At 66.7% G+C, this 23,339-nt stretch carries 23 protein-coding genes; 10 read left to right on the plus strand and 13 right to left on the minus strand.

What is annotated here, in order from left to right:
• Positions 1-4: 4 nt before the first annotated feature.
• The 3 genes from ybgF to tolB form a co-directional block, all read right to left on the minus strand.
• Complete coding sequence (gene ybgF, locus F624_RS0117205; protein ID WP_245573663.1) at positions 5-778, minus strand: tol-pal system protein YbgF; 774 nt, start codon at positions 776-778, stop codon at positions 5-7.
• Positions 779-798: 20 nt separating this feature from the next.
• A complete protein-coding gene (gene pal, locus F624_RS0117210; RefSeq protein ID WP_019575572.1) occupies positions 799-1,341 on the minus strand; it encodes a peptidoglycan-associated lipoprotein Pal in 543 nt (180 codons plus the stop codon).
• Between the two features lie 68 nt (positions 1,342-1,409).
• Complete coding sequence (tolB, locus tag F624_RS0117215; protein ID WP_031255352.1) at positions 1,410-2,729, minus strand: Tol-Pal system beta propeller repeat protein TolB; 1,320 nt, start codon at positions 2,727-2,729, stop codon at positions 1,410-1,412.
• A 235-nt stretch (positions 2,730-2,964) separates the two neighbouring features.
• Here tolB and msbA point away from each other — a divergent pair, with 235 nt between their 5' ends.
• A complete protein-coding gene (gene msbA, locus F624_RS0117220) occupies positions 2,965-4,767 on the plus strand; it encodes a lipid A export permease/ATP-binding protein MsbA (protein WP_019575574.1) in 1,803 nt (600 codons plus the stop codon).
• A gap of 235 nt (positions 4,768-5,002) precedes the next feature.
• Here the strand turns inward: msbA and F624_RS0117225 are convergent, their stop codons facing one another.
• The 9 genes from F624_RS0117225 to F624_RS0117265 form a co-directional block, all read right to left on the minus strand.
• Positions 5,003-5,800, minus strand: a complete 798-nt coding sequence (locus F624_RS0117225) for an aldose epimerase family protein (RefSeq protein WP_157443503.1) — start codon at positions 5,798-5,800, stop codon at positions 5,003-5,005.
• 10 nt (positions 5,801-5,810) lie between these two features.
• Entirely contained in the window at positions 5,811-7,295 is a 1,485-nt protein-coding gene (gene rng / locus F624_RS0117230) for a ribonuclease G (RefSeq protein ID WP_019575576.1), read from the minus strand.
• Positions 7,296-7,332: 37 nt separating this feature from the next.
• Positions 7,333-7,953 (minus strand): Maf family protein, encoded by a 621-nt coding sequence (locus tag F624_RS0117235; RefSeq protein ID WP_019575577.1) that lies wholly within the window; start codon positions 7,951-7,953, stop codon positions 7,333-7,335.
• 70 nt (positions 7,954-8,023) lie between these two features.
• Positions 8,024-8,491: a 23S rRNA (pseudouridine(1915)-N(3))-methyltransferase RlmH gene (rlmH, locus tag F624_RS0117240; protein WP_019575578.1), complete on the minus strand. Its 468-nt coding sequence runs from the start codon at positions 8,489-8,491 to the stop codon at positions 8,024-8,026.
• A 12-nt stretch (positions 8,492-8,503) separates the two neighbouring features.
• A complete protein-coding gene (rsfS, locus tag F624_RS0117245) occupies positions 8,504-9,268 on the minus strand; it encodes a ribosome silencing factor (protein WP_019575579.1) in 765 nt (254 codons plus the stop codon).
• Positions 9,268-9,879: a nicotinate (nicotinamide) nucleotide adenylyltransferase gene (gene nadD / locus F624_RS0117250; RefSeq protein WP_043426138.1), complete on the minus strand. Its 612-nt coding sequence runs from the start codon at positions 9,877-9,879 to the stop codon at positions 9,268-9,270. Before nadD ends, rsfS begins: the two co-directional genes overlap by 1 nt.
• Positions 9,870-10,808, minus strand: a complete 939-nt coding sequence (hemF, locus tag F624_RS0117255) for an oxygen-dependent coproporphyrinogen oxidase (protein ID WP_019575581.1) — start codon at positions 10,806-10,808, stop codon at positions 9,870-9,872. The genes nadD and hemF overlap by 10 nt, the downstream gene beginning before the upstream one ends.
• A complete protein-coding gene (purD, locus tag F624_RS0117260) occupies positions 10,808-12,088 on the minus strand; it encodes a phosphoribosylamine--glycine ligase (RefSeq protein WP_031255356.1) in 1,281 nt (426 codons plus the stop codon). The genes hemF and purD overlap by 1 nt, the downstream gene beginning before the upstream one ends.
• Before the next feature lie 5 nt (positions 12,089-12,093).
• The gene (locus F624_RS0117265; RefSeq protein WP_027474422.1) at positions 12,094-12,813 is read right to left on the minus strand and encodes a YebC/PmpR family DNA-binding transcriptional regulator; all 720 of its coding nucleotides are present in this window, start codon (positions 12,811-12,813) and stop codon (positions 12,094-12,096) included.
• Between the two features lie 62 nt (positions 12,814-12,875).
• Between F624_RS0117265 and F624_RS0117270 the strand changes: the two genes are divergently transcribed.
• Positions 12,876-14,411: a helicase HerA-like C-terminal domain-containing protein gene (locus tag F624_RS0117270; RefSeq protein ID WP_019575584.1), complete on the plus strand. Its 1,536-nt coding sequence runs from the start codon at positions 12,876-12,878 to the stop codon at positions 14,409-14,411.
• Positions 14,412-14,429: 18 nt separating this feature from the next.
• Complete coding sequence (locus tag F624_RS0117275; RefSeq protein WP_019575585.1) at positions 14,430-15,404, plus strand: threo-3-hydroxy-L-aspartate ammonia-lyase; 975 nt, start codon at positions 14,430-14,432, stop codon at positions 15,402-15,404.
• A gap of 24 nt (positions 15,405-15,428) precedes the next feature.
• Here the strand turns inward: F624_RS0117275 and F624_RS0117280 are convergent, their stop codons facing one another.
• Positions 15,429-15,695 (minus strand): DUF2798 domain-containing protein, encoded by a 267-nt coding sequence (locus F624_RS0117280; protein ID WP_019575586.1) that lies wholly within the window; start codon positions 15,693-15,695, stop codon positions 15,429-15,431.
• Positions 15,696-15,822: 127 nt separating this feature from the next.
• Between F624_RS0117280 and F624_RS0117285 the strand changes: the two genes are divergently transcribed.
• The 7 genes from F624_RS0117285 to F624_RS0117315 all read left to right on the plus strand — a co-directional run bounded on the left by F624_RS0117285 (position 15,823) and on the right by F624_RS0117315 (position 23,314).
• Positions 15,823-16,812 (plus strand): LysR family transcriptional regulator, encoded by a 990-nt coding sequence (locus tag F624_RS0117285; protein ID WP_019575587.1) that lies wholly within the window; start codon positions 15,823-15,825, stop codon positions 16,810-16,812.
• A gap of 284 nt (positions 16,813-17,096) precedes the next feature.
• On the plus strand, positions 17,097-17,726 hold the full coding sequence (gene upp / locus F624_RS0117290; protein ID WP_019575588.1) for a uracil phosphoribosyltransferase: 630 nt from the start codon (positions 17,097-17,099) through the stop codon (positions 17,724-17,726).
• A 127-nt stretch (positions 17,727-17,853) separates the two neighbouring features.
• Positions 17,854-18,822, plus strand: a complete 969-nt coding sequence (locus F624_RS0117295) for a BMP family protein (protein WP_019575589.1) — start codon at positions 17,854-17,856, stop codon at positions 18,820-18,822.
• Positions 18,822-19,766 carry a 5'-methylthioadenosine/S-adenosylhomocysteine nucleosidase gene (locus tag F624_RS0117300; protein WP_031255360.1) on the plus strand — a complete coding sequence of 315 codons (945 nt, stop codon included), beginning with the start codon at positions 18,822-18,824 and terminating at the stop codon, positions 19,764-19,766. Before F624_RS0117295 ends, F624_RS0117300 begins: the two co-directional genes overlap by 1 nt.
• A complete protein-coding gene (locus F624_RS0117305) occupies positions 19,759-21,336 on the plus strand; it encodes an ABC transporter ATP-binding protein (RefSeq protein WP_019575591.1) in 1,578 nt (525 codons plus the stop codon). The genes F624_RS0117300 and F624_RS0117305 overlap by 8 nt, the downstream gene beginning before the upstream one ends.
• Entirely contained in the window at positions 21,333-22,394 is a 1,062-nt protein-coding gene (locus F624_RS0117310; RefSeq protein ID WP_019575592.1) for an ABC transporter permease, read from the plus strand. Before F624_RS0117305 ends, F624_RS0117310 begins: the two co-directional genes overlap by 4 nt.
• Positions 22,391-23,314, plus strand: a complete 924-nt coding sequence (locus tag F624_RS0117315; RefSeq protein ID WP_019575593.1) for an ABC transporter permease — start codon at positions 22,391-22,393, stop codon at positions 23,312-23,314. Before F624_RS0117310 ends, F624_RS0117315 begins: the two co-directional genes overlap by 4 nt.
• Positions 23,315-23,339: the final 25 nt, after the last annotated feature.

Below are 23,339 nucleotides of genomic sequence, written 5' to 3' on the forward strand. Positions count from 1 at the left end.
AGGGTCACTTCATGCGGGCAATGCGGTCGCGTGCCGCGGTCGCGGCCTCGGACTGCGGGTACACCTTGACCAGGTCTTCCAGCGTCTTGCGGGCGGCCTTGGTGTCCTTCAACTCGGTCTGGCAGTTGGCAATCGACAACGCGGCCTCAGGCGCACGTGGAGAGTCGGAAGCCACGCTCAACAGCGTCTTGAAATTGGCGATGGCCTCTTTGTAGTCACGCGTTGCGTACTGGGCATTGCCCAGCCAGAACAGCGCGGTCGGCATGTACCCGCTTTGCGGATAGCGCCGGATGAAGTCGGCAAATGCACTCTGCGCCTGAGGGAAAGCTCCCTGCCTGAACTGACCCAGGGCGGCCTCGAAGTCTTTCTTTTCGGCCGGATCGACCTGGAACTCGCGACCATCCACCGTCACCTTGACGGGCTCGAAGCGCCGCAGGCGGTCGTCCACGCCCTGGGCCATGTCCTTCTGACGCCGTTGCAGTTCGGCCACATCGCGCGCAAGTTGTTCGTTCTGACCGCGCAGACTGGCCTGCTCGGCACGCAAGGTCTCGATCTGAGCCTGCAGATCCAGCAGGCTGCGGCGCAACTGACCCAAGTCTTCGGCGGCCCGGGAGGCCTCGTCAGCTTGGCGCCGAGCTTGAACATCCACTTTCTGGCGCAACTCGATGATGGCCTGACGCGCCTCATCGTCACCAAACAGCGCAGCCTGGCTGGGCTGCGAAACCAAGGCCGCGCAGGCCAGGGCCACGCCCGACAGGGCGCGGACAACAGGGTTCATGGTGCAGCGCATGGCCGTGCTCAACGGTAGGTGAGTTCAACGCGGCGGTTCTGCGCCAGCGAGGCTTCGTCGGTGCCCAGGGCCACCGGCTTTTCCTTGCCGAAGCTCACAGCTTCCAGCTGCGAATCAGACACGCCCAGCAGGGTCAAAGAACGACGCACGGCCTCGGCACGCTTCTGCCCCAGGGCCAGGTTGTATTCACGACCACCGCGTTCGTCGGTGTGGCCTTCCAGGTTCACTTTGCGGGCTGGATTGGCCTTCAGGAAGCGGGCATGGGCATCCAGCAGCGCCTGGAATTGCGGCTTGACCACGTAGCTGTCGTAATCGAAATACACCAGACGCTCCACACCGACCGGGCCCGCCACCTTGCTGTCTGCGCCGTTCAGGTCAACGCCCTTGACACCGCTCTGGGACGTGCCAGCAGCATTGCCGCTGGCATCGGTCGAACCCGTGGTGCTCGTGGCGCTGCGGTCTTCGACCGGGGCCTGGTCAAGCTTGACGCCGGAGCTGCAACCGGCCACCAGCATGGCGGCGACCAGAGCGATAGAAAAACGTTGGATCATGAAAAAACTCCTGAATGATGTGAATCTGTAAGTCTGTCAGGCCTGCGGTGCACAAGGCACAGCCAGGCTCAATTCTTCTGGAAAGGGGCCCAGTCGGGCTCGCGGATGTCACCGCCCTGCCCGGCCAGGCGGGCTTTGATCTTGCCGTCCAACGTGGTGGTCATCAGGGCTTCACGCCCCCCCTGCTGGGTGGCGTAGACGATCAGCTTGCCGTTCGGTGCAAAACTGGGGCTTTCATCGGCCATCGTGTCGGTGATCGCGTTGACGGTGCCCGAGCCGAGGTCCATCACATGCAGCTTGAAGGCGCCAGACACTCGCGAGATATACGCCAGCCAGCGGCCGTCCGGACTCAGTGTGGGCGAAATGTTATAGCCCCCCGTGAAGGTGACCCGTTCCGCAGCGCCGCCGGAGGTGGACACGCGGTAGATCTGCGGAGCTCCACCCCGGTCACTGACAAAGTAGATGTACCGGCCATCTGCCGAATACACCGGCTCGGTGTCAATGCCATTGCTCTGCAAGAGCCGGCGGGGTTCACCGCCGTTGACCGAGTCAATGGTGTAGAGCTGAGAGCCCCCATCGCGGCTCAGCGTGACGGCCAACTGGCGGCCATCGGGCGACCAGGCCGGCGCACTGTTGGAGCCCTTGAAATTGGCGATCAGTCGGCGCTTGCCACTGGCCACGTCGTGAACATAGACCACCGGCTTGCGCGACTCGAAGGACACATAGGCCAGTTGCCCGCCCGAAGGCGACCAGGCCGGCGAGATGATGGGCTCGGGGCTGGTCAGGGCCGACTGGGCGTTTTCACCATCGGCATCGGCCACCCACAGGTTGTACTTCTGGCCCGCCTTGGTCACATAGGCGATGCGGGTCGAGAAGATGCCTTTTTCGCCGGTGAGCTTTTCGTAGACGAAGTCGGCGATGCGGTGCGAGACCAGGCGAAGGTCGGCGGCCGGCACGGCGTAGCTCTGGCCGCCCAGATCCTGCCCCCTCACCACATCCCACAGCCGAAAGCGAACGTCGTAACGGCCATCGGCCAGTTTGGAGATGCTGCCCGTCACCAGCGAATCGGTGTTGCGCTGCCGCCAGGCGCTCATCTCAGGGCGGGAGGCCTCATCCAATTGAGGGCCGGAGGCGTCGATGGGGCGGAACTGGCCGCTTCGCTCCAGGTCGGCGGCGATGATGCTGGCCGGCCTTTGCGGTGTGCCGGCCTCGCCCTTGAAGGGCGCCACCGCAATCGGCAATTGCGTCAAGCCCACACCTGACACTTCGACGCGGAACTGGGCCATCGCCGGTACCGCGGCCGACAAGGCCAAGGCCGACAGCAAAGCGCGCCGCGAAGCAAGGAACAGGGGGGCGGAACCGGGGAGATCGTGACGTTGAAGATTCATTCGCAGTGGTGGTCAGGTGACGACACGGGAATCGGTCGGGCGGCTGATGAAAGGCGAAAGGGGCCGCGCCAAAGACCGTGATGTTACACACTGCCCGAGGGGCACTGTCACAAAGTGTGTACTTTACACGCCCTGCAGAGGTGTCAATCTGTATCAAACAGGGGCTTTCACGCCGCCCCGACGCGTGCTTGCGAGCCGTTGAGGCAAGCAGTGGGCCCGTAGAATCGGCGCCAACATGCCCACCGACGAAGCCAACCACCCCACCCTGCCCCTGCGCCAACGACTGGCGCGCCTGAATGGCTACTTCGGCCGCCAACCCATGGCCTGGAGCATGGCGGTGCTGGCCACCCTGATCGGGGCCGGCACCGAACCTTTGATCCCGGCGCTGATGCAACCGCTGCTGGACCAGGGCTTCACCAAGGGCACCTTGCCACTGTGGTTTGTGCCACTGGCCTTGATGGGCTTGTTCGCAGTGCGCGGCTTGGCCCAATTTGTAGCGCAGTACGCGCTGGCCCGCATCGCCAATGACGGCATGATGCGCCTGCGCAAAGACCTGTTTGCCCGCCTGCTCAGCGCCGACCTGCGCCTGTTTCGCGAGCAAAGTGCCAGCGCCTTGTCCAACACCGTGGTCTACGAGGTACAGACCGGTGCCCAATTGCTGGTGCAATCGGCCCTCGGCTTCTCTCGTGACGGCTTCACTCTGCTGGCCCTGCTGGGCTACCTGCTGTACCTGAACTGGCAGCTCACCCTGATCGTGGGGGTGGTGGTACCGGGTGTGGCCTGGGTCATGAAAACGCTGTCCAAACGACTTTACCGCCTGACCAAGGCCAGCCAGCAAGCCACTGATGAGCTGGCCTATGTGGTGGAAGAGAACGTGCTGGCCCACCGCATGGTGCGACTGCATGGCGCGCAGAGTGGCCAGGCAGGCCGTTTTGAGGGGCTGAGCCAGCGCCTGCGCGGCCTGGCCATCAAGGGCACGATTGCCTCCTCCGCCATGACGCCCCTGACCCAGTTGCTGTCGGCGGGCGCCTTGTCTGTGGTGATCTGCGTGGCGCTTTGGCAGGGGCGCCAGGTGGCCGGTGCCGCCAACGCCTCCATCACCGTGGGGGGCTTCGTGGCCTTCATCACCGCCATGCTGATGCTGATCGCCCCCATCCGGCGCCTGGCCGACCTGGCCAACCCGCTGACCCGTGGCCTGGCTGCGCTGGAGCGTGGACTGCGCCTGATGGACCAGGTTCAGCCCGAAACCGAAGGTTCGCACCGGGCCGCCACTGTGCGCGGGCATCTGGAACTGCAGGACGTCTCCGTGAGCTACCACGCCGACAGCCCGCCCGCCCTGGACAAGGTCAGCCTGCGCATCGAGCCCGGCGAGGTGGTGGCCCTGGTCGGCCCCTCGGGCTCGGGCAAGACCACACTGGCCAATCTGCTGCCCCGTTTTGTGAGCCCCAGCCAGGGCCAGGTGCTGCTGGACGGCGTTGCCCTGCCCGACTGGAACCTGGGTTCGCTGCGCCACCAGTTCGCTCTGGTCAGCCAGGATGTGGTGATGTTCAACGACAGCCTGGCCAACAACGTGGCCATGGGCCAGGCCGTGGATGATGCGCGTGTGCTGGCCTGCCTGCAGGCAGCCAACCTGGGCGACTACGTGGCCAGACAGCCCGACGGGCTGCGCAGCATCGTGGGGCACAACGCCCACCAATTGTCAGGCGGTCAGCGCCAGCGCCTGGCCATTGCCCGGGCCCTGTACAAGGACGCCCCGATCCTGATCCTCGACGAAGCCACCTCAGCACTGGACACCGAGTCCGAGCGCCTGGTTCAAGAGGCCTTGAACCGGCTCATGGCGGGCCGCACCACCGTGGTGATCGCCCACCGCCTGTCCACCATCGAACATGCGAACCGGGTTGTAGTGATGGCCGAGGGGCGGATTGCCGAACAAGGCACCCATGCGGAACTGATGGCCCGCCAAGGCCTTTACGCACGCTTGCAGGCCCAAAGCGGCGGCGGGCACGGCACCTCGCTCGACAGCGCAGCCGGGCCCTGAGGGCGCTCCCAACGGGCCTGGAGCACGCCCTCATGGCCCCTTGCTTCTGAAAAACAAACTTAGCAGGCGGCTGTTCAGATCGATGCAGATAACATTTAGGACCTTCTGATCAGACCGCTCTGTGGGGCCAATGCCCTCTTCAAGCGGTGGATTCCAAATCAGTCACTGTACGAATCCGCGGCCCTGCATGGGTCACGTGTGCATGGGCAACTTCAGGCGCAGCGGGGGTAAGCCCCTAAGCGCCTTCCCAACGCACCTGCAGCGTGCCCTCGAATCCCGCCCCCGGCGCCAACCACTGCATGGGGCGGGCGCACACCGGTTCGATGCAAATGAAACGGAGCGCATCGTGATCAGGCAGATCAGCCAAACCCCTGGCCCCTTCCAGCCCTGGATTCCAGACCATCCACTGTGTGAATCCACTGCCCTGCAAGTGCAGGGTGTGGGTGGGGGTTCTCAGTTGCAGCGCGGGCAGCCCCTCGAACAAGTACTCCATGCCCTGCGGCCCAAAGCGCCAGGGCTGAGCCTGAGGCAGCAAGGGCTGGCCGGACAGGTTGTCCAGCCCCGGGGTGGTCTCCAGCCCCAGCAACTCACAGGCCTCCAACGACGGCACCGCCCAATAAGGATGCAAGCCGCCACCCCATTCGAAACCCGTCTGGCCGGTGTTTTCCACCTGCCATTGCAGGTTCAAGGCCCCGCTGCCCAGGGTGGCGATCAAACGCAGTCTCGCAGCGTGGGGCCAACCGTCCAACTGGCCCGGCGGCACCTCCAGGCCATAGCTCAGGGCTTGCGGCTCAGCGCGCTCCAGCGTCCAGCGCTGATGCCGGGCAAAGCCGTGTTTGCGCCCAGGGCCGAACTGAGCAAACTGCGGAAACAGCAAGGGCACGCCCCCACGGGCCGGCTGACCGTCCACGCTCAAAGGGCTCAGGTACAGCAGCGGCAAGCCCTCTGGGGTGATCGCCTGAAGAACCTGGGCGCCCAAAGCCTGGTGCTGCAGGCCCTGCATCCCCTCTGAAATGGCCTCTGAAGAGTTCACCCTGGCAGCCTCACAGCAACACGATGTCGTACTGATCCTGCCCCATGCTGCCTTCGGCCTGCAACGAGATCGGCTTGCCGATGAAATCCGACAAGCCAGCCAGGTGCTGGCTTTCTTCGTCCAGAAACAGATCGACCACCTGGGTCGAAGCCACCACCCTGAACTCGCGCGGATTGAACTGTCGGGCCTCGCGCAGGATTTCGCGCAGGATGTCGTAGGTCACGCTGCGGGCGGTCTTCACCTGCCCCGAGCCATGGCACAAGGGGCATGGCTCACAAAGCATGTGGGCCAGCGATTCGCGCGTGCGCTTGCGCGTCATCTCGACCAGGCCCAGTTGCGAGAAGCCCCCGATCATGGTCTTGACCCGGTCGCGCCCCAACTGCTTGCGGAACTCGCCCAGCACGGCTTCGCGGTGGTCATCGCGCACCATGTCGATGAAGTCGACAATGATGATGCCGCCCAGGTTGCGCAGCCGCAGTTGCCGCGCAATGGCCTGGGCCGCCTCCAGGTTGGTCTTGAAGATGGTGTCGTCGAAATTGCGCGCCCCCACAAAACCGCCGGTGTTCACATCCACCGTGGTCAGGGCTTCGGTCTGGTCCACGATCAGGTAGCCACCCGATTTCAGATCCACCCGCCGCCCCAGGGCACGCGCGATCTCCTCCTCCACCCCGAACAGGTCGAAGATGGGCCGTTCGCCCTTGTAATGCTGCAGCTTGCCCACGGCCGAGGGCATGAACTCCTGGCCGAAAGCCAGCAGCTTCTCGGATTGCTCTTTCGAATCGATGCGGATGTTCTGCGTCTGCTCGCCCACCAAGTCGCGCAGCACGCGCTGCAGCAGGTTCAGGTCTTCGTGCAGCAGGGAGGCCGGCGGCAGGCGCACCGAGGCGTCCTTGATGCGGGCCCAGGTCTTGCGCAGGTAGGCGATGTCGTCGCCCAGTTCGGCATCCGTGGCATCCTCACCATTGGTGCGCAGGATGAAGCCCCCCCCTCCCCCGGTGGCTTTTTCGCCCACCAGGGCCTGCAAGCGGCTGCGCAAGGCCTCACGCTCGCCCACGGGGATCTTCTGCGAAACACCCACGTGCTCGTCCTGCGGCAGGAACACCAGCAAGCGCCCGGCGATGCTGATCTGGGTGGACAGGCGCGCCCCCTTGGTGCCAATCGGGTCCTTGATCACCTGAACCATCAAGGCCTGCCCCTCGAACACCTGGCGCTCGATGGGCACCGCGGGCTGGGCCTGGCGCGAAGCCGGGGACTCCCCTTCCGGGTGCTTTTGCCACACGTCGGCCACATGCAGAAAGGCTGCGCGCTCCAAGCCGATGTCGATGAAAGCCGATTGCATGCCGGGCAGCACCCGGGTCACCTTGCCCAGGTAGACATTGCCCACCAAGCCCCGCTCCAGCGAGCGCTCGATGTGCAGCTCTTGCACGGCGCCGTGCTCGATGACGGCGACACGGGTTTCCTGGGGCGACCAGTTGATCAGAATGTCTTGTTGCATGGCTTGGCTTTTTCCTCAAAGTCAGGCCGGGCAGGCCTCAAAGTTTCCAGCCGCACTGGCGCAGCAGTTCGGCCGTTTCAAACATCGGTAGCCCCATGATGCCCGAATAACTTCCACTCAACTGCGAGATCCAGGCCGCCGCGCGGCCCTGCACGGCATAGGCCCCGGCCTTGCCCATGGGCTCGCCACTGTCCACGTAAGCCTTGATGCGCGCCGGCGTGAGTTCGGCGAAAGTGACTTTGGAGGTGCTCAGGGCCGTCACGCGCTTGCGCCCTTTTTGCAGGGCCACCGCGGTCAAGACCCGGTGGGTCTGACCCGACAGCTCGGCCAGCATGCGCCGGGCGTGCGCCGCATCGTCAGGCTTGCCAAAAATCTGCCGGCCCAGGGCCACCGTGGTGTCCGAGCACAACACCGGCGCCACCGGCAGGCCCCGGCGCTTGAGCCGGGCCAGCGCCGCATCGAGCTTGAGTCCGGTCACGCGCTGCACATAGGTGGCCGGCGCCTCGCCAGGCAACACGGCTTCGATGGCCTCGGCGTCTTCGCCCAGATCGCCGTCGGTGTTGGGCAGCAGCAGCCGGTGTGGCACACCAAGTTGCTCCAGCAACTGGCGACGCCGCGGGCTTTGGGAGGCGAGGTAGATGAATTCAGGGTTGGCCATGGTCAGGCTCCAGCCGGTTGGACACGGAACAGGGCCGGGCCAAGGCCAGGCCCGGGAAATCACCTGGAGATCACTCGCGGTGATAGGGGTGGCCGGCGTTGACCGACCAGGCCCGGTACAGCTGCTCGATCAGCAGCACGCGCACCATGGCATGAGGCAAGGTCAGGTCAGACAGCCGGATGCGCTCATGCGCAGCCTGGCGAAACGCGGGCTCCAGACCATCCGGGCCCCCGATGATCAGGGCCACATCGTCGCTCTCCAGCTGCCAGCCCTTGAGCTTGGAGGCCAGAGCCATCGTGGTGAGCTGGGTACCCCGCTCGTCCAGCGCCACCACACGGGCACCTTTTGGAATGGCCGCCTCGATGCGCTCACGCTCAGCCGCCAGCAGGGTTTCGAGCGTCTTGGAACTGCGCGGCTCGGTTTTGACGGTCTTGAGCTCCACCTTGAGCTCAGGCGGGAAGCGCTTGGCGTAGTCATCCCACGCTGTCTGGGCCCAATCGGGCACGCGCTGCCCGACCGCCACGATCACCAGCTTCATGCCAGCGATCCATCAAGCCTTGCTGGGCTTTTTGCGCGGGGCCGGTGCGGCGGCCGCCTTCTTGGCGGCCGGCTTCTTGGGCGCGCCCACCTTGATCACCTTGAGTGGCGCCTTCTTGGCGGCCGGCTTGGTAGCGGATTTGGCAGCAGGTTTGGCGGTGCTGGTCTTGGCTGCCGTCTTGGCGGGTGCCTTGACAGCGCTCTTGGCCGGAGCCCGGGTCGATGTCTTGGCCGGTGCCTTTTCGGCCACCGGTGTGCCCTTCAGGGCTTTGGCGGCCTTGGCAGCGGCCTTGGCCGGGGTGGTGGCGGCCGGCTCGGCTGCCTTGGCCGACTTGGCGGCTGTTTTCTTGGCAGCAGCCTTCTTGGCCGGTGCCTTGGCGCCTTCTGCGGCAACCGGCTTGGGCGCGCCCAGCTTCAGGCGCACGGGCGTCGCGCCCCAGATCTCTTCGAGGCGGTAGTACTGGCGGATCGCCGGCTGCATCACGTGCACCACGGCTGCGCCGCAGTCCACAATGATCCATTCGCCGTTTTCTTCGCCTTCGGTACGGGGCTTGTTGAAGCCAGCCTCACGCACGGCATCGCGCACGCTGGAGGCCAGGGCCTTGGTCTGGCGGTTGGAGGTCCCGGAGGCCACGATCACACGCTCAAACAGCGGCGAGAGGGCTTCGGTGTTGAAAACCTGAATGTCTTGGGCCTTCACATCCTCCAGGCCATCGACGATGGCCCGCTGGAGTTTCTGGATGTCTTTTTTGGCGGTGGAGTCCGTGGAGGTGGTCATCAGGCGGATTCGTAAAGATGATGTTGTTCAATATAGCGCGCAACGCCAGCGGGAACCAGATGTTCGATACCCAGGCCTTGTGCGACGCGCGACCGGATGTCCGTCGCACTCACGGACATGAGGGGCCACTGCAGAGGCTCCCATCGCCCTCCCGGGAGATCTTGAAGCTCAGTTTGACCGCCGGCCGCAGCACCATGCTCACGACCAGCTACCGAAATTATAGCTTTGCGCAAAATCTCATCGTGGCGATGCCACTGCCCGAAGGCCCGGGCCTGGTCCGCACCGATGATCAGCACCAGCTCGAAAGCCGGGAATTCGCGTTGCAATTCATCGAGCGTGTCCACCGTGTAGCTGGGCCCGGCACGGTGGAATTCGCGCTCGTCCACCACCACACGCGGCAGCTCTGCAAAGGCCAGCCGGGCCATCGCCAGTCGATGCTCGCCCGGCGACAAGCCGGCCCGATGGGCAGCCTGCCCCGTGGGCAACACGTGCAGCCGCTCCAGGCTCAGCTGCTGCAGCGCAGCCTCGGCGAGGGCCACATGCGCCCGGTGCGGAGGATCGAAGGCCCCCCCGAACACCCCAAGGCGCGGCCGTTTCGGGGTCACACCCACGCCTGGCGCACCAGAAAATGCTCGTACAGGCGTGCTTCTGGTGTGCCTGCAGACGGAGTCTGCTGGTAGGCCCAGCTGGCCAACGGCGGCATCGACAGCAGGATGGATTCGGTGCGCCCACCCGACTGCAGCCCGAAGTGGGTGCCCCGGTCCCAGACCAGGTTGAACTCCACATAGCGGCCGCGGCGGTACAGCTGAAACTCGCGTTCGCGCTCGCCATAAGGGGTTGCCACCCGGCGCTCGACGATGGGCAGGTAGGCACGCAAGAAAGCATCACCCACGGCCTGCGTCATGGCCAGGCTCTGGTCAAAACCCAGCTCGGCAAAGTCGTCGAAAAAGACCCCACCGACGCCACGCTGCTCGTTGCGGTGCTTCAGAAAGAAGTACTCATCGCACCAGGTCTTGAAGCGGGGGTATTTGTCGTCGCCAAAACGCGCCAGCGCCTGCTGGCAGGTGGCGTGAAAGTGCCGTGCATCCTCGTCAAAGCCATAGAAAGGCGTGAGGTCCATGCCACCACCGAACCAGCACACCGGCGCCTTGCCCGCCGGGGTGGCAGCAATCATGCGCACATTCATGTGCACGGTAGGAACATAGGGGTTGCGTGGGTGGAACACCAGCGACACACCCATGGCCTCGAAGGGCGCACCAGCCAGCTCGGGCCGGTGCTGGGTGGCCGAAGGTGGCAGCTGGGGGCCCCGTACGTGCGAAAAGCCGCAGCCGGCACGCTCGAACACCGTGCCCCCTTCCAGGATCTTGGTCAGGCCATTGCCTTGCAGCTTTTCGCCTGCAGGCTTGTCCCAGGCATCGGCCAGGAAGCGGGCCGAGCCACCCCCGGCCGTTTCCTGGGCCTCGATCGCCGAGGTGATGCGATCTTGCAGGCCCAGCAGCCAGGCCCGCACCGAGGCCACGGCGTCGTGTGCGGCCTCCATCAGCTCTTCACCGCCCGGTAGCCGATGTCGCGACGGTATTGGGCGCCATCGAAATGGATGCCTGCCGCCACCTCGTAGACGCGTTGCTGAGCCAGCTTGACGCTGTCGGCCAGGGCCGTCACGCACAACACCCGACCGCCGGTCACGTGCACTGCGCCATCCTTCAGCTCGGTGCCGGCATGGAACACCACGGCATCATCGGCTTCGGCGGGCAGCCCGGTGATCACGTCACCCTTGCGCGGGTTCATGGGGTAGCCATGGGCCGCCATCACCACGCCCAGGGCGGTGCGACGGTCCCACTGCAGCTCGACCTGATCGAGCTTGCCGTCCACGGCCGCGGCCAACACGTCGGACAGATCGCTCTTCAGGCGCATCATGATGGGCTGGGTTTCCGGGTCGCCCATGCGGCAGTTGAACTCGAGCGTCTTGGGCCGGCCTTGGGCGTCGATCATCAGGCCGGCATACAGGAAGCCGGTGTACGGAATGCCGTCTTTTTCCATGCCGCGGATGGTCGGCAGGATGATCTCGCGCATGGCGCGGGCATGCACATCGGCCGTCACCACCGGGGCGGGCGAGTAGGCGCCCATGCCGCCGGTGTTGGGGCCTTCGTCACCGTCGAGCAAGCGCTTGTGGTCCTGGCTGGTGGCCAGGGCGGTCACGTTCTTGCCATCGCACAGCACGATGAAGCTGGCCTCTTCGCCCTGCAGGAACTCTTCGATCACCACGCGAGCGCCGCCGTCGTTGTGTACCACGCCCAGCTTGTTGTCGAGCAGCATGAAGTCGATGGCTTCATGGGCCTCGGCCGCCGTCATGGCCACCACCACGCCCTTGCCGGCGGCCAGGCCGTCGGCCTTGACCACGATGGGCGCGCCCTTGGCGTCCACATAGGCATGGGCCAGGGCCGCGTCGGTGAAGCTCTCGTACTCCGCGGTCGGGATGCCGTGCCGCTTCATGAAGGCCTTGGAGAAGGCCTTGGAGCTTTCCAGCTGGGCGGCGGCCTTGGTCGGGCCGAACACCCGCAGGCCGTGGGCCCGGAACTCGTCCACCACACCGGCTGCCAGCGGGGCCTCAGGGCCCACCACGGCCAGACCGATCTTTTCGGCCTGGGCCCACTCACGCAGCGCCTTCACATCGGTGATGGGCACGTTGATCAGGCGATCGTCGAGGGCCGTGCCGCCGTTGCCGGGCGCCACATAGACCTTGTGCACCTTGGGCGACAGGTTGAGTTTCCATGCCAGGGCATGTTCGCGGCCACCGCCGCCAATGACTAATACTTTCATGGTGCTCACAGTGCAGCGTTGTGGTAGACCTCCTGGACATCGTCCAGGTCTTCGATCATGTCGAGCAGCTTTTGCATCTTGGCGGCGTCGTCGCCGGTCAACTCGATGGTGTTCTCGGCGCGCATGGTCACCTCGGCCACCTCGGGCGTCAGGCCGGCGGCCTCCAGGGCGTTCTTCACGGCTTCAAAGTCGGCCGGCGCCGTCAGCACCTCGATGGCGCCGTCATCGCCCGTGATCACGTCTTCGGCCCCGGCTTCGAGGGCCACTTCCATCAGCTTGTCCTCGTCGGTGCCCGGCGCAAAGATCATCTGGCCACAGTGCTTGAACTGGAAAGCCACCGAGCCTTCGGTGCCCATGTTGCCGCCGTACTTGCTGAAGGCGTGGCGCACATCGGCCACGGTGCGCACACGGTTGTCGGTCATGGTGTCGACGATGATCGCGGCGCCGCCGATGCCATAGCCCTCGTAGCGGATTTCCTCGTAGCTCACGCCTTCGAGGTTGCCGGTGGCCTTGTCGATGTTGCGCTTGATGGTGTCGGCCGGCATGTTGGCGGCCTTGGCCTTGTCCACGGCCAGGCGCAAACGCGGGTTGATGGTCAGATCACCGCCACCGGCGCGTGCAGCCACCATGATTTCACGGATGACGCGGGTCCACACCTTGCCGCGCTTTTCATCCTGACGGCCCTTGCGGTGTTGAATATTGGCCCATTTACTGTGTCCAGCCACGGGAGATTCCTTATTAATTGTTTAATCTATCGGGACCGATTTTACTTTTCGCCCACCCCACCATGGCCGACCCGATCCTGATTGCCCAAAATGCCCACGCCCAATGCACCCTGCTGCCCAGCCTGGCCAACCGCCACGGACTGATCACAGGCGCCACCGGCACCGGCAAGACAGTCACCCTGCAAACCCTGGCCGAGAACTTCTCCCGCATCGGTGTGCCGGTGTTCATGGCCGATGTCAAGGGCGATCTGACCGGCATCAGCCAGGCCGGCCAGATCAGCGGCAAGCTGGCCGCCGCCCTGAAAGAGCGCCAGCTTCCCACGCCCGAATCCCTGGCCTGCCCCACCACCTTGTGGGACGTTTTCGGCGAGCAAGGCCACCCGGTGCGGGCCACGGTGACTGACATGGGCCCCCTGCTGCTGGGGCGCATGCTCAACCTCAACGACACCCAGTGTGGCGTGCTGAACCTGGTCTTCAAGATCGCCGACGACCACGGCCTGGCCCTGCTCGACCTCAAGGACCTGCGCGCCATGCTGCAGCACGTGGCCGACAACGCCTCGGAGTTCACCACCAGCTACGGCAACATCAGCGCCGCCAGCGTGGGCGCCATCCAGCGTGGGCTGCTGCAGATCGAGACCCAGGGCGGCGACAAGTTCTTCGGCGAGCCCATGCTCAACATCAGCGACCTGATGCAGACCGTGGACGGCCGTGGCGTGGTCAACATCCTGGCGGCCGACAAGCTGATGAACTCGCCGCGCCTGTACGCCACCTTTTTGCTGTGGATGCTGTCCGAGCTGTTCGAGCACCTGCCTGAGATCGGTGACCCCGACCAGCCCAAGCTGGTGTTCTTCTTTGACGAGGCCCACCTGCTGTTCAACGAGGCGCCCAAAGTGCTGGTCGAGCGCATCGAACTGGTGGTGCGCCTGGTGCGCTCCAAGGGCGTGGGCGTGTATTTCGTCACCCAGAACCCGCTCGACATCCCCGACACCGTGCTGGCCCAGCTCGGCAACCGCGTGCAGCACGCGCTGCGCGCCTTCACCCCGCGCGATCAGAAGGCCGTCAAGGCCACCGCCCAGACCATGCGACCCAAGGCCGGCCTGGACATCGAGGCCGCCATCACCGAACTCGGCGTGGGCGAGGCCCTGATCAGCCTGCTGGACGCCAAGGGCCGCCCCTGCGAGACAGAGCGCGTCTACGTGCTGCCGCCCGGCAGCCAGATCGGCCCCATCACCCCGGCGCAACGCCAGGCCCTGCTGACAGGCTCGCTGGTGGCGGGCGTTTATGAAAAGGCGGTGGACCGCGAATCCGCCTACGAAGTGCTCCGAGGCCGCACCGCCAGCGCGCCACCGGCCCCGGCCCAGGGAACGGCCAAGCCCACCCTGCCCGGCCTCCAGCCGGGCAACACCCAGACTGGTGGCCCCGGCCTGGGCTCGGTGCTCAACGATGTGCTGTTCGGCACCACCGGCCCGCGGGGGGGCCACCACGACGGCCTGGCCCAGACCCTGGCCAAATCGGCCTTGCGCACCATGGGCTCCAGCGTGGGCAAGGAAATCATCCGCGGCGTGCTGGGCGGCATCTTTGGCGGCAAGAGCCGCTGAACACCAGGGCCCCAGACCATGACCGAATTGACCCTGCCCACCTACGCCGATGTCGAAGCTGCCGCGGCCCGCCTGGCCGGCCATGCCCACCGCACCCCGGTGCTGCGCTCGCGCACGGCCGATGCGGCCCTGCAGGCCATGCTGTATTTCAAGTGCGAGAACCTGCAGCGCATGGGCGCCTTCAAGTTTCGCGGCGCCTTCAATGCCCTGAGCCGCTTCAGCGCCGAACAGCGGCGCGCCGGCGTGCTGGCCTTCTCGTCCGGCAACCACGCCCAGGCGATCGCCCTGTCGGCCCGTGAACTGGGCATGCCGGCCGTGATCGTGATGCCCGCCGACGCCCCGGCCGCCAAGCTGCAGGCCACCCGCGGCTACAGCGCCGAAGTCATCACCTACGACCGCTACAGCGAAGACCGCGACGCCATCAGCCGCCGCATCGCAGCCGAGCGCGGCATGACCCTGATCCCGCCCTTCGACCACGCCGACGTGATCACCGGCCAGGGCACGGCGGCCAAGGAGTTGTTCGACGAAGTGGGCCCGCTCGATGTGCTGCTGGTCTGCCTGGGCGGCGGCGGCCTGCTGGCCGGCAGCGCGCTGGCTGCACGGGCTCTTTCGCCCGACTGCCGGGTGTACGGGGTCGAACCCGAGGCCGGCAACGACGGCCAGCAATCGCTGCGCCGTGGCGAGGTGGTGCACATCGCCCCGCCCCGCACGATTGCCGACGGCGCCCAGACCCAGCACCTGGGGCAGCTCACCTTCGGCATCATCCGCCGCGATGTCAACGACATCCTGACCGTCAACGACGCCCAACTGGTCGAATCCATGCGTTTTTATGCCGAACGCATGAAGCTGGTGGTCGAGCCCACCGGCGCCCTCAGCCTGGCTGGCGCCCACCATGGGGGGCTGTCCCTGAAGGGCCTGCGGGTGGGCGTGATCATCAGCGGTGGCAACGTCGACCTGCCGCGCTATGCCCAGTTGCTGAGCCAGGGCGTCTGAACTCCAGCTTAGTAGGCTGGAGGCTCAGGCCTGAACGGTGATGGCCACCAGGCGCATCACCAGAGGCCGCACCCCCATCACGCAGACAAAAGCCACTGGCATGGCCAGCGCATAGGCGCGCAGCACGCGCCAGAGGTAGTCCGCCCCCAGGCCGGAGCCGGCAGCCACAATCACGGCCGACATCAGAAAGGCCATGATGCCCGCCATGTAGAAGGCGAACACCAGGGGGGTGAAGCGTTTGTGAAGACGCCGCAGGCGCCGCGGCGGCTGGCTCTTGGTGGGGTGTGTCATGGAAAAGTCCCTCAGATATTCAATTGGATGGAGGCATTCTGGCCAGCCTCCCGCATCCGCGGAAGGTGGCTTCACACACCGTCAGTCATCCTAAAATATGATGACTGAGGCCTTCCATTCAAAACACATGACCACCCCTTCCCTGCGCGGCATCGAGGCCTTCATCAAGGCCGTTGAGGGCGGCAGCATTGCCGCAGCGGGCCGTCAACTGGGCCTGAGCGCGGCGGCGGCCAGCCAGAGCATTGCCCGCCTGGAGGCCGAACTGGGCACCCGGCTGCTGCGCCGCAGCACCCGATCCCTGGCCTTGACCGACGAGGGACAGATCTATTTCGAACGGGTGCGCCCGGTGCTCGGGGTGCTGGAGGACGCGCACGGTGAGATCGGGGCCCTGCGGGGTGAGCCCCAGGGCCGCTTCAAGGTGGCCTGCTCGGTGGCCTTTGGGCGGCATGTGCTGGGGCCCTGGATCACCGGCTTCATGCAACGCTACCCGCGCCTGAATGTGGAGTTGCTGGTGGTCGACCGCCAGGTCGACTTCATGCACGAGAACGTCGACGCCAGCATCCGCTACCAGCACATGCTGGAGCCTGGCCTGGTGGCCCGGCGCATCGCCAGCGCCCCCATCCACTACTGCGCCTCGCCGGCCTACCTGAACCGGCATGGGCAGCCGGCCACCCTGGAAGACCTGGCCCGGCATCGCTGCCTGGCCTACCGCATGGCCATGGATGGGCGGATCATGCCCTGGCCCTTCATCCGCGACGGGCTGCGCATCGAGGCGGCCTTTGAGCCCAGCCTCACCTGCAGCGACATCGACACCCTGGCCCAGGCCTGCCTGGCCGGTGCCGGCATTGCGCGCCTGGGCAGTTTTGTGTCCAACCCGCTGATCGAGTCGGGCGAGTTGATCCCGCTGTTCATCGAACCCGCCATCCCCGGGGGCGCTGAAGCGGCTCAGGCCCATGCCGCGCCCGAGCCGCTGGAGTTCTATGTGTGCTACCGCGACCGCCAGCATGTGCCCCCCAAGCTGCGCCTGTTCATCGACGAACTCAGCGAGGCCCTGAGTGATCACCCCGGGCTGCGCATGCCCCGCTGCCCGGGGGCGCCCCGGCCGCCCATTTCTTGACCATCTGATCAAAATTGGTGCCCGCCAGGCACCAGCCGGGTGCGCCTGCATGGTATTCTTTTGCCCCAGCTGCCGCCCGCTGCGGGGGCGCGCTCCGGCCCCGCATCCGCACGGGCCCGGGCTCGCCCGACAGCGACCCCTCTTTGCCAAGCCCTGCAGGAGCCCCGCCACCCCATGCCGCCGGTCTTCCCCCATCCTGGCACAGCGCTTGCACTGATCACCCCGGTCCGGCCAGCGCTGCCGGCGGGCGTCCCTGACTTTTCACTGCACTCCAGCCACACACCATGAGCAACGTCCACGTCATCGACCACCCCCTGGTTCAGCACAAGCTGACCCTGATGCGCAACCGCGAGGCCAGCACCAACAGCTTCCGCCGCCTGCTCGGCGAACTGGCCAGCCTCATGACCTACGAGATCACCCGCGAGCTGCCGCTGCAGGACATCGAGGTGCAGACCCCGCTGGAAACCACCACCGGCCGCGTGATCGATGGCAAGAAGCTGGTGTTCGTGTCCATCCTGCGCGCCGGCAACGGCATCCTGGAAGGCATGCTCAACGTGGTGCCCGGCGCCCGGGTCGGCCACATCGGCCTGTACCGCGACCCCGACACGCTCAAGCCGGTCGAGTACTACTTCAAGATGCCCTCCGAGATGACCGAGCGCGACATCATCGTGGTCGACCCCATGCTGGCCACCGGCAACTCGGCCATCGCCGCAATCGAAAAGCTCAAAGCCCTCAAGCCGAAGTCGATCAAGTTCGTCTGCCTGCTCACCTGCCCCGAGGGCGTGGCCGCCATGCAGGCTGCCCACCCCGACGTGCCCATCTACACCGCCTCGATCGACCGCCAGCTCAATGACCACGGCTACATCCTGCCGGGCCTGGGCGATGCGGGCGACCGGATCTTCGGCACCCAGTAAACGCCTCTCACGGCCGCCACGACGGGCCGTCGAAGCCTGCCGGGCCCGCTCAATTTCGCAACCCCCGCCAACTTTGCCAAAAGGAGCCTTCATGTCCCGTCGTTTCGCCCCGTCCCGCCGCCACCTGATGGTGGCTGCCACCGCACTCGCGGCCTCGGTCTCGCTGCCCGCCCTGGCCCAGGCCAAGATCAAGGTGGCGGCGATCTACACCGTGCCCTTCGAGCAGCAGTGGGTGAGCCGCATCCACAAGGCCCTGAAGGCCGCCGAAGCCCGTGGCGAGATCGAATACAAGGCCAGCGAGAACGTGGCCAATGCGGATTACGAGCGCGTGATGCGCGAGTACATCGCCGGGGGCAACCAGCTGATCGTCGGCGAGGTGTTCGGCGTCGAGGCAGCGGCCCGCAAGGTGGCCAAGGACTCGCCCAAGACCTCCTTCTTGCTGGGGTCCTCGGGCAAGCCCCAGGCGCCCAATTTCAGCGTCTTCGACAACTTCATCCAGGAGCCGGCCTACCTCAGCGGCATGGTGGCAGGCGGCATGACCAAATCCAACAAGATCGGCATGGTGGGCGGCTTCCCCATCCCCGAGGTGAACCGACTCATGAACGCCTTCATGGCCGGCGCCAAGGAAGTCAACCCCAAGGTGGAGTTCAGCGTGAGCTTCATCAACAGCTGGTTCGACCCGCCCAAGGCCAAGGAAGCCACCTTCGCCATGATCGACCAGGGCGCCGATGTGCTGTACGCCGAGCGCTTTGGCGTCAGCGACGCGGCCAAGGAAAAAGGCAAGCTGGCCATCGGCAACGTGATCAACACCCAGGACAAGTACCCCGACACCGTGGTGGCGTCTGCGCTGTGGAACATGGAGCCCAGCATCGACCGCGCCCTCAAGCTGGTCAAGGAAGGCAAGTTCAGCGCCGAAGACTACGGCCCCTACTCGATGATGAAGCACAAGGGCTCGGAACTGGCCCCCCTGGGCACCTTCGAGAAAAAGGTGCCGGCCGACATCGTGAGCAAGGTGAAGGCGCGTGAGGCCGAGATCCTGGCCGGCAAGTTCACCGTCAAGGTGGACGACAGCCAGCCCAAATCCAGCGCCAAGTGATGAGACCGCCTGCCTCACCCGGCAAAACGGGGTGGCGCGGCTTGCTGACGGCGGGCCTGCTGGCCACCGCCTTGGTCGCCCCGCTGCAAGCCGCCCCCTGGCTCGATGCCGTGCCCCGCACGGCCATCGTGTCGGCCTTCGAGCCTGAACTGGTGCTGCTGCGCTCACAGCTGCGGCAGCCCCGGGTGCACCGTGTCGGCGGGGTCGAGTTCACCACCGGCCGGCTGCAGGGCAAACCGGTGCTGCTGTTTCTCAGCGGCATCAGCATGACCAATGCCGCCATGAACACCCAGCGCGCGCTGGACCACTTCAAAGTGCGACACATTTTGTTCAGCGGCATTGCCGGCGGCGTCGACCCGAGCCTGCACATCGGCGACGTGGCCGTGCCGCGGCGCTGGGCACCCTACCTCGAAGGCGTGCTGGCCCGCGAAACAGCCCCAGGCCAGTACCAGCCGCCGCCCTGGATGAACGATCTGGTCGGCCCGGGCTTCGGCCCCTTCATTCCGCGCACGGTCGAAGTGCGATCCAGCCGCCAGGCCGACACCGAACGCAAAGCCTGGTTCGAGGTCGATGCGGCCCTGCTGGCCACCGCCGAGCGCATCGCCCAGACCCCGCTGGAACGCTGCGATGCGCAGCGCCAATGCCTGAGCCAGGCGCCCCGCGTGGTGGTGGGCGGCAGCGGCGTCTCGGGCGCGGCCTTTGTCGACAATGCCGCCTGGCGCGAATACGCCTTCAACACCTTTCAGGCCCAGGTGCTCGACATGGAAAGCGCCGCCACCGCCCAGGTGGCTTACAGCAACCGGGTGCCCTTCATTGCCTTCAGATCCCTCAGCGACCTCGCTGGCGGCGGCGAGGGCGAGAACGAAATGCACACCTTCATGACACTGGCGGCCAGCAATTCGGCGCGGGTTCTGCTGGCTTTTCTGGCGGCCCACCATGACTGAGGCCCCAGGCACAGCCCCGGTGCTGCAATTGCAGGGCATCACCAAGCGCTTTGGCAGCCTGGTGGCCAACGACAACATCTCGCTGAGCCTGAACGCGGGCGAGGTACTGGCCTTGCTGGGCGAAAACGGCGCCGGCAAATCCACCCTGATGTCCATCCTGTTCGGCCACTACCGGGCCGATGCCGGTCACATCACCCTGCACGGCCAGCCCCTGCCGCCCGGCAACCCGGCCGCCGCCCTGGCCGCCGGCATCGGCATGGTGCACCAACACTTCACGCTGGCCGACAACCTCAGCGTGCTGGACAACGTGATCCTGGGCACCGAACCCCTGTGGCAGCCCTGGTCGGCCCGGGCCCGCGCCCGGGCCCGCCTGCTGGAGGTCGGCCAGCGCTTTGGCCTGGCTGTGCAGCCCGAGGCCCGGGTGGGCCAGCTCTCGGTGGGCGAGCGCCAGCGGGTCGAGATCCTCAAGGCCTTGTACCGGGGCGCGCGCATCCTGATCCTGGACGAGCCCACGGCCGTGCTCACCCCGCAAGAGAGCGAAGCCCTGTTCGACACCCTGGCCCAGTTGGTGCGCGAGGGCCTGTCGGTGATCTTCATCAGCCACAAGCTGGCCGAGGTGCTGCGCGTATCGCACCGGGTGGCCGTGCTGCGGGCTGGCCGCCTGGTGGCCGAGGCCCCGGCCGCCGGCACCAGCCAGGCCCAGTTGGCGCAATGGATGGTGGGCCACGCCGTGTCGGCGCCCGAACGCCGCCCCGCCGGCGCACCGGGCCCGGTGGCGTGTGAGCTGCGCCAGGTCAGCACCCCGGCCGGCCAGCGCGAGCGCCTGAGCCAGGTCAACCTGCAACTGCGAGCCGGCGAGATCGTGGCGATTGCCGGGGTGTCGGGCAATGGGCAACTGGCACTGGCCGAGTTGCTGTGCGGCAGCCGCCGCGCCGCCCAGGGCGAGGTGCTGCTCAAGGGGCAGCCACTGCAAGCCTCCCCCGCCTGGCTGGTCACCCAGGGGGTGGCCCGCATTCCCGAAGACCGGCACGCCGTGGGCGTGGTCGGCGATCTGCCGGTGTGGGAGAACGCCGTCTCCGAACGCCTGCGCCACCCCGTGTTCTCGCGCTGGGGTTGGGTGCGCCGGGCCGTGGCCCGGCAGCATGCCCAGCGGGTGATCGAGGCCTTCGACGTGCGCGGCGCCGGGCCCCTGAGCCCGGCCCGGGCCCTGTCGGGCGGCAACATGCAAAAACTCATCCTGGGCCGCGCCCTGCTGCCCCTGCCCGGGCAGGCGGCCAGCCAGGTGCCCACCCTGATCGTGGCCCACCAGCCCACCTGGGGGCTGGACATCGGGGCCGTGGCCTATGTGCAGCAACAGTTGCTGGCCGCCCGTGATGCCGGGGCCGCCGTGCTGCTGATCTCCGATGACCTGGACGAGGTGCTGGCCCTGGGCGACCGCATTGCGGTGATGCACCACGGCCACCTGAGCCCGGCCCACCCGGCCACCCACTGGAGCCGCGAAAGCATCGGCCTGGCCATGGCCGGTGGCCCGGTCAGCGCCCCCGCCCAGCGCATGACGGAGACCCCATGAGACTGGAGAAACGACACCAGACCTCGCCCCTGGCCCATGTGCTGGCCCCCCTGGGGGCCATCGCCTTCACCCTGCTGATCAGCGCCCTGCTGGTGTTGTGGGCGGGGGCCCCGGTGGGGCGCACCTATGGCCTGCTGGTGCAGGGGGGCTTCGGCTCGCTGTTCGCCTGGAGCGAGACCCTGACCCGCGCCACCCCCCTCATCTTCACCGGCCTGGCGGCGGCCGTGGCCTTCCGCGCCCGCCTGTTCAACATCGGCGCTGAGGGCCAACTGTATGCCGGCGCACTGGCCGCCGTGGCCGTGGGGGGCGTGCACGACAGCGCTGGCTGGGCCTTGCCCCTGCCCCTGCTGTTCACCCTGATGCTGCTGGCAGCCGCCGCGGCCGGTGCCCTGCTGCTGCTCGGGCCGGCGCTGCTGAAAAGCCGGCTGGGCGTGGACGAGGTGGTCACCACCCTGCTGCTCAATTTCATGGCCTTGCTGGGCGTGTCAGCGCTGCTGGACGGCCCCATGAAAGACCCCACGGCGCTGGGCTGGCCGCAGAGCGTGGCCCTGCAGCCCGAGCTGGAGCTGTCGCGCCTGATCGAGGGCACCCGGGTGCACACCGGCTTGCTGCTGGCGGCGGCGCTGTGCCTGGGCGTGTGGGTGCTGATGCGCTTCACCGTGCTGGGCTTCGACATCCGGGCCACGGGTGCCAACGCCCGCGCGGCCGCCTTTGCCGGGGTGGCCACCGGGCGCACCGCCCTGTTGGTGGCGGTGCTGTCGGGGGCCCTGGCCGGCCTGGCGGGGGCCATCGAGGTGGCCGGCCGCACCAGCTACGTGACGCTGGACATGTCGCCCGGCTACGGCTACAGCGGCATCGTGATCGCCATGCTGGCCGGGCTGCACCCCTTGGGCGTGCTGGCCGCCAGCATCTTTGTGGCCGGCGTGCAGGTGGGCGCCGACAGCATGAGCCGCGCCGTGGGCGTGCCCACCTACATCGCCGACGTGATCGTGGCGGCCTCGCTGCTGTCGGTGCTGGTGGCCACCCTGCTCACGCAATACCGGGTGCGCCTGAAATGACCGAACTGCTCGACATCCTGGCCCAACCCGCCTTCTGGGTGGCCGTGCTGCGCATTGCCACACCGCTGATCTTCGGCACCCTGGGCGTGCTGCTGTGCGAACGCGCCGGCGTGCTCAACCTGGGCATCGAAGGCATCATGGTCGCAGGGGCCTTTGCCGGCTGGCTGGGGGTGTACCTGGGCCTGCCGCTGTGGGGCGGCGTGGCCGTGGCCGCCCTGACGGGGGCCGCCTTCGGCCTGCTGCACGCGGCGCTCACCGTCGGCCTGGCCCTGTCGCAACACGTGGCGGGGCTGGGCATCACCCTGCTGGCCACCGCGCTCAGCTACTACGGCTACCGGGTCAGTTTCCCCAAGGTGAACACCCCGCCCACCATCACCCCTTTCGCCCCCATGGAGGGGCTGGGCATCCCGGTGCTGTCGGCCCAGACCCCACTCACCCTGCTGGCCCTGCTGCTGGTGCCGGCCCTGGCCTGGTGGCTGTACCGCACCCCGTCGGGTCTGGCGCTGCGCATGGTGGGCGAGAACCCGCAGGCCGCCGAGGGCCAGGGCCTCAGCGTGGGCCGCACCCGCACTGCGGGCATCGTGGCCGGCTCGGCCCTGATGGGGGTGGCGGGCTCATTCCTGACCCTGTCGGCCTTCAACGCCTTTTTCTTCAACATGGTCAATGGCCGGGGCTGGATCTGCGTGGCCCTGGTGGTGTTTGCCTCGTGGCGGCCCGGCAAGGCCTTGCTCGGGGCCCTGCTGTTCGCCTTCTTCGACGCGCTGCAGCTGCGCCTGCAGCAATCCGGGGGCAGCACCCTGCCCTACCAGCTCTACCTGATGCTGCCCTATGCGCTGTCGATCCTGGCCTTGGTGGTGGTGGCGCGCAAGGCCAGCTACCCCCAGGCCCTGATGAAACCCTACCGCAAGGGTGAGCGCTGAGCCGCCCGCCGCCAAGCCCCCTCAT

It is taken from the genome of Curvibacter lanceolatus ATCC 14669, assembly GCF_000381265.1.
GTDB classification, from domain to species: domain Bacteria; phylum Pseudomonadota; class Gammaproteobacteria; order Burkholderiales; family Burkholderiaceae_C; genus Curvibacter; species Curvibacter lanceolatus.

Excerpts from the sequence above, each read along its gene's own strand:
- ybgF (WP_245573663.1), bottom strand. The coding sequence starts at position 778 with ATGAACCCTGTTGTCCGCGCCCTGTCGGGCGTGGCCCTGGCCTGCGCG.
- pal (WP_019575572.1), bottom strand. The coding sequence starts at position 1,341 with ATGATCCAACGTTTTTCTATCGCTCTGGTCGCCGCCATGCTGGTGGCC.
- tolB (WP_031255352.1), bottom strand. The coding sequence starts at position 2,729 with ATGAATCTTCAACGTCACGATCTCCCCGGTTCCGCCCCCCTGTTCCTT.
- msbA (WP_019575574.1), top strand. The coding sequence starts at position 2,965 with ATGCCCACCGACGAAGCCAACCACCCCACCCTGCCCCTGCGCCAACGA.
- rng (WP_019575576.1), bottom strand. The coding sequence starts at position 7,295 with ATGCAACAAGACATTCTGATCAACTGGTCGCCCCAGGAAACCCGTGTC.
- F624_RS0117235 (WP_019575577.1), bottom strand. The coding sequence starts at position 7,953 with ATGGCCAACCCTGAATTCATCTACCTCGCCTCCCAAAGCCCGCGGCGT.
- rlmH (WP_019575578.1), bottom strand. The coding sequence starts at position 8,491 with ATGAAGCTGGTGATCGTGGCGGTCGGGCAGCGCGTGCCCGATTGGGCC.
- rsfS (WP_019575579.1), bottom strand. The coding sequence starts at position 9,268 with ATGACCACCTCCACGGACTCCACCGCCAAAAAAGACATCCAGAAACTC.
- hemF (WP_019575581.1), bottom strand. The coding sequence starts at position 10,808 with ATGGAGGCCGCACACGACGCCGTGGCCTCGGTGCGGGCCTGGCTGCTG.
- purD (WP_031255356.1), bottom strand. The coding sequence starts at position 12,088 with ATGAAAGTATTAGTCATTGGCGGCGGTGGCCGCGAACATGCCCTGGCA.
- F624_RS0117270 (WP_019575584.1), top strand. The coding sequence starts at position 12,876 with ATGGCCGACCCGATCCTGATTGCCCAAAATGCCCACGCCCAATGCACC.
- F624_RS0117275 (WP_019575585.1), top strand. The coding sequence starts at position 14,430 with ATGACCGAATTGACCCTGCCCACCTACGCCGATGTCGAAGCTGCCGCG.
- F624_RS0117280 (WP_019575586.1), bottom strand. The coding sequence starts at position 15,695 with ATGACACACCCCACCAAGAGCCAGCCGCCGCGGCGCCTGCGGCGTCTT.
- F624_RS0117285 (WP_019575587.1), top strand. The coding sequence starts at position 15,823 with ATGACCACCCCTTCCCTGCGCGGCATCGAGGCCTTCATCAAGGCCGTT.
- upp (WP_019575588.1), top strand. The coding sequence starts at position 17,097 with ATGAGCAACGTCCACGTCATCGACCACCCCCTGGTTCAGCACAAGCTG.
- F624_RS0117295 (WP_019575589.1), top strand. The coding sequence starts at position 17,854 with ATGGTGGCTGCCACCGCACTCGCGGCCTCGGTCTCGCTGCCCGCCCTG.
- F624_RS0117300 (WP_031255360.1), top strand. The coding sequence starts at position 18,822 with ATGAGACCGCCTGCCTCACCCGGCAAAACGGGGTGGCGCGGCTTGCTG.
- F624_RS0117305 (WP_019575591.1), top strand. The coding sequence starts at position 19,759 with ATGACTGAGGCCCCAGGCACAGCCCCGGTGCTGCAATTGCAGGGCATC.
- F624_RS0117310 (WP_019575592.1), top strand. The coding sequence starts at position 21,333 with ATGAGACTGGAGAAACGACACCAGACCTCGCCCCTGGCCCATGTGCTG.
- F624_RS0117315 (WP_019575593.1), top strand. The coding sequence starts at position 22,391 with ATGACCGAACTGCTCGACATCCTGGCCCAACCCGCCTTCTGGGTGGCC.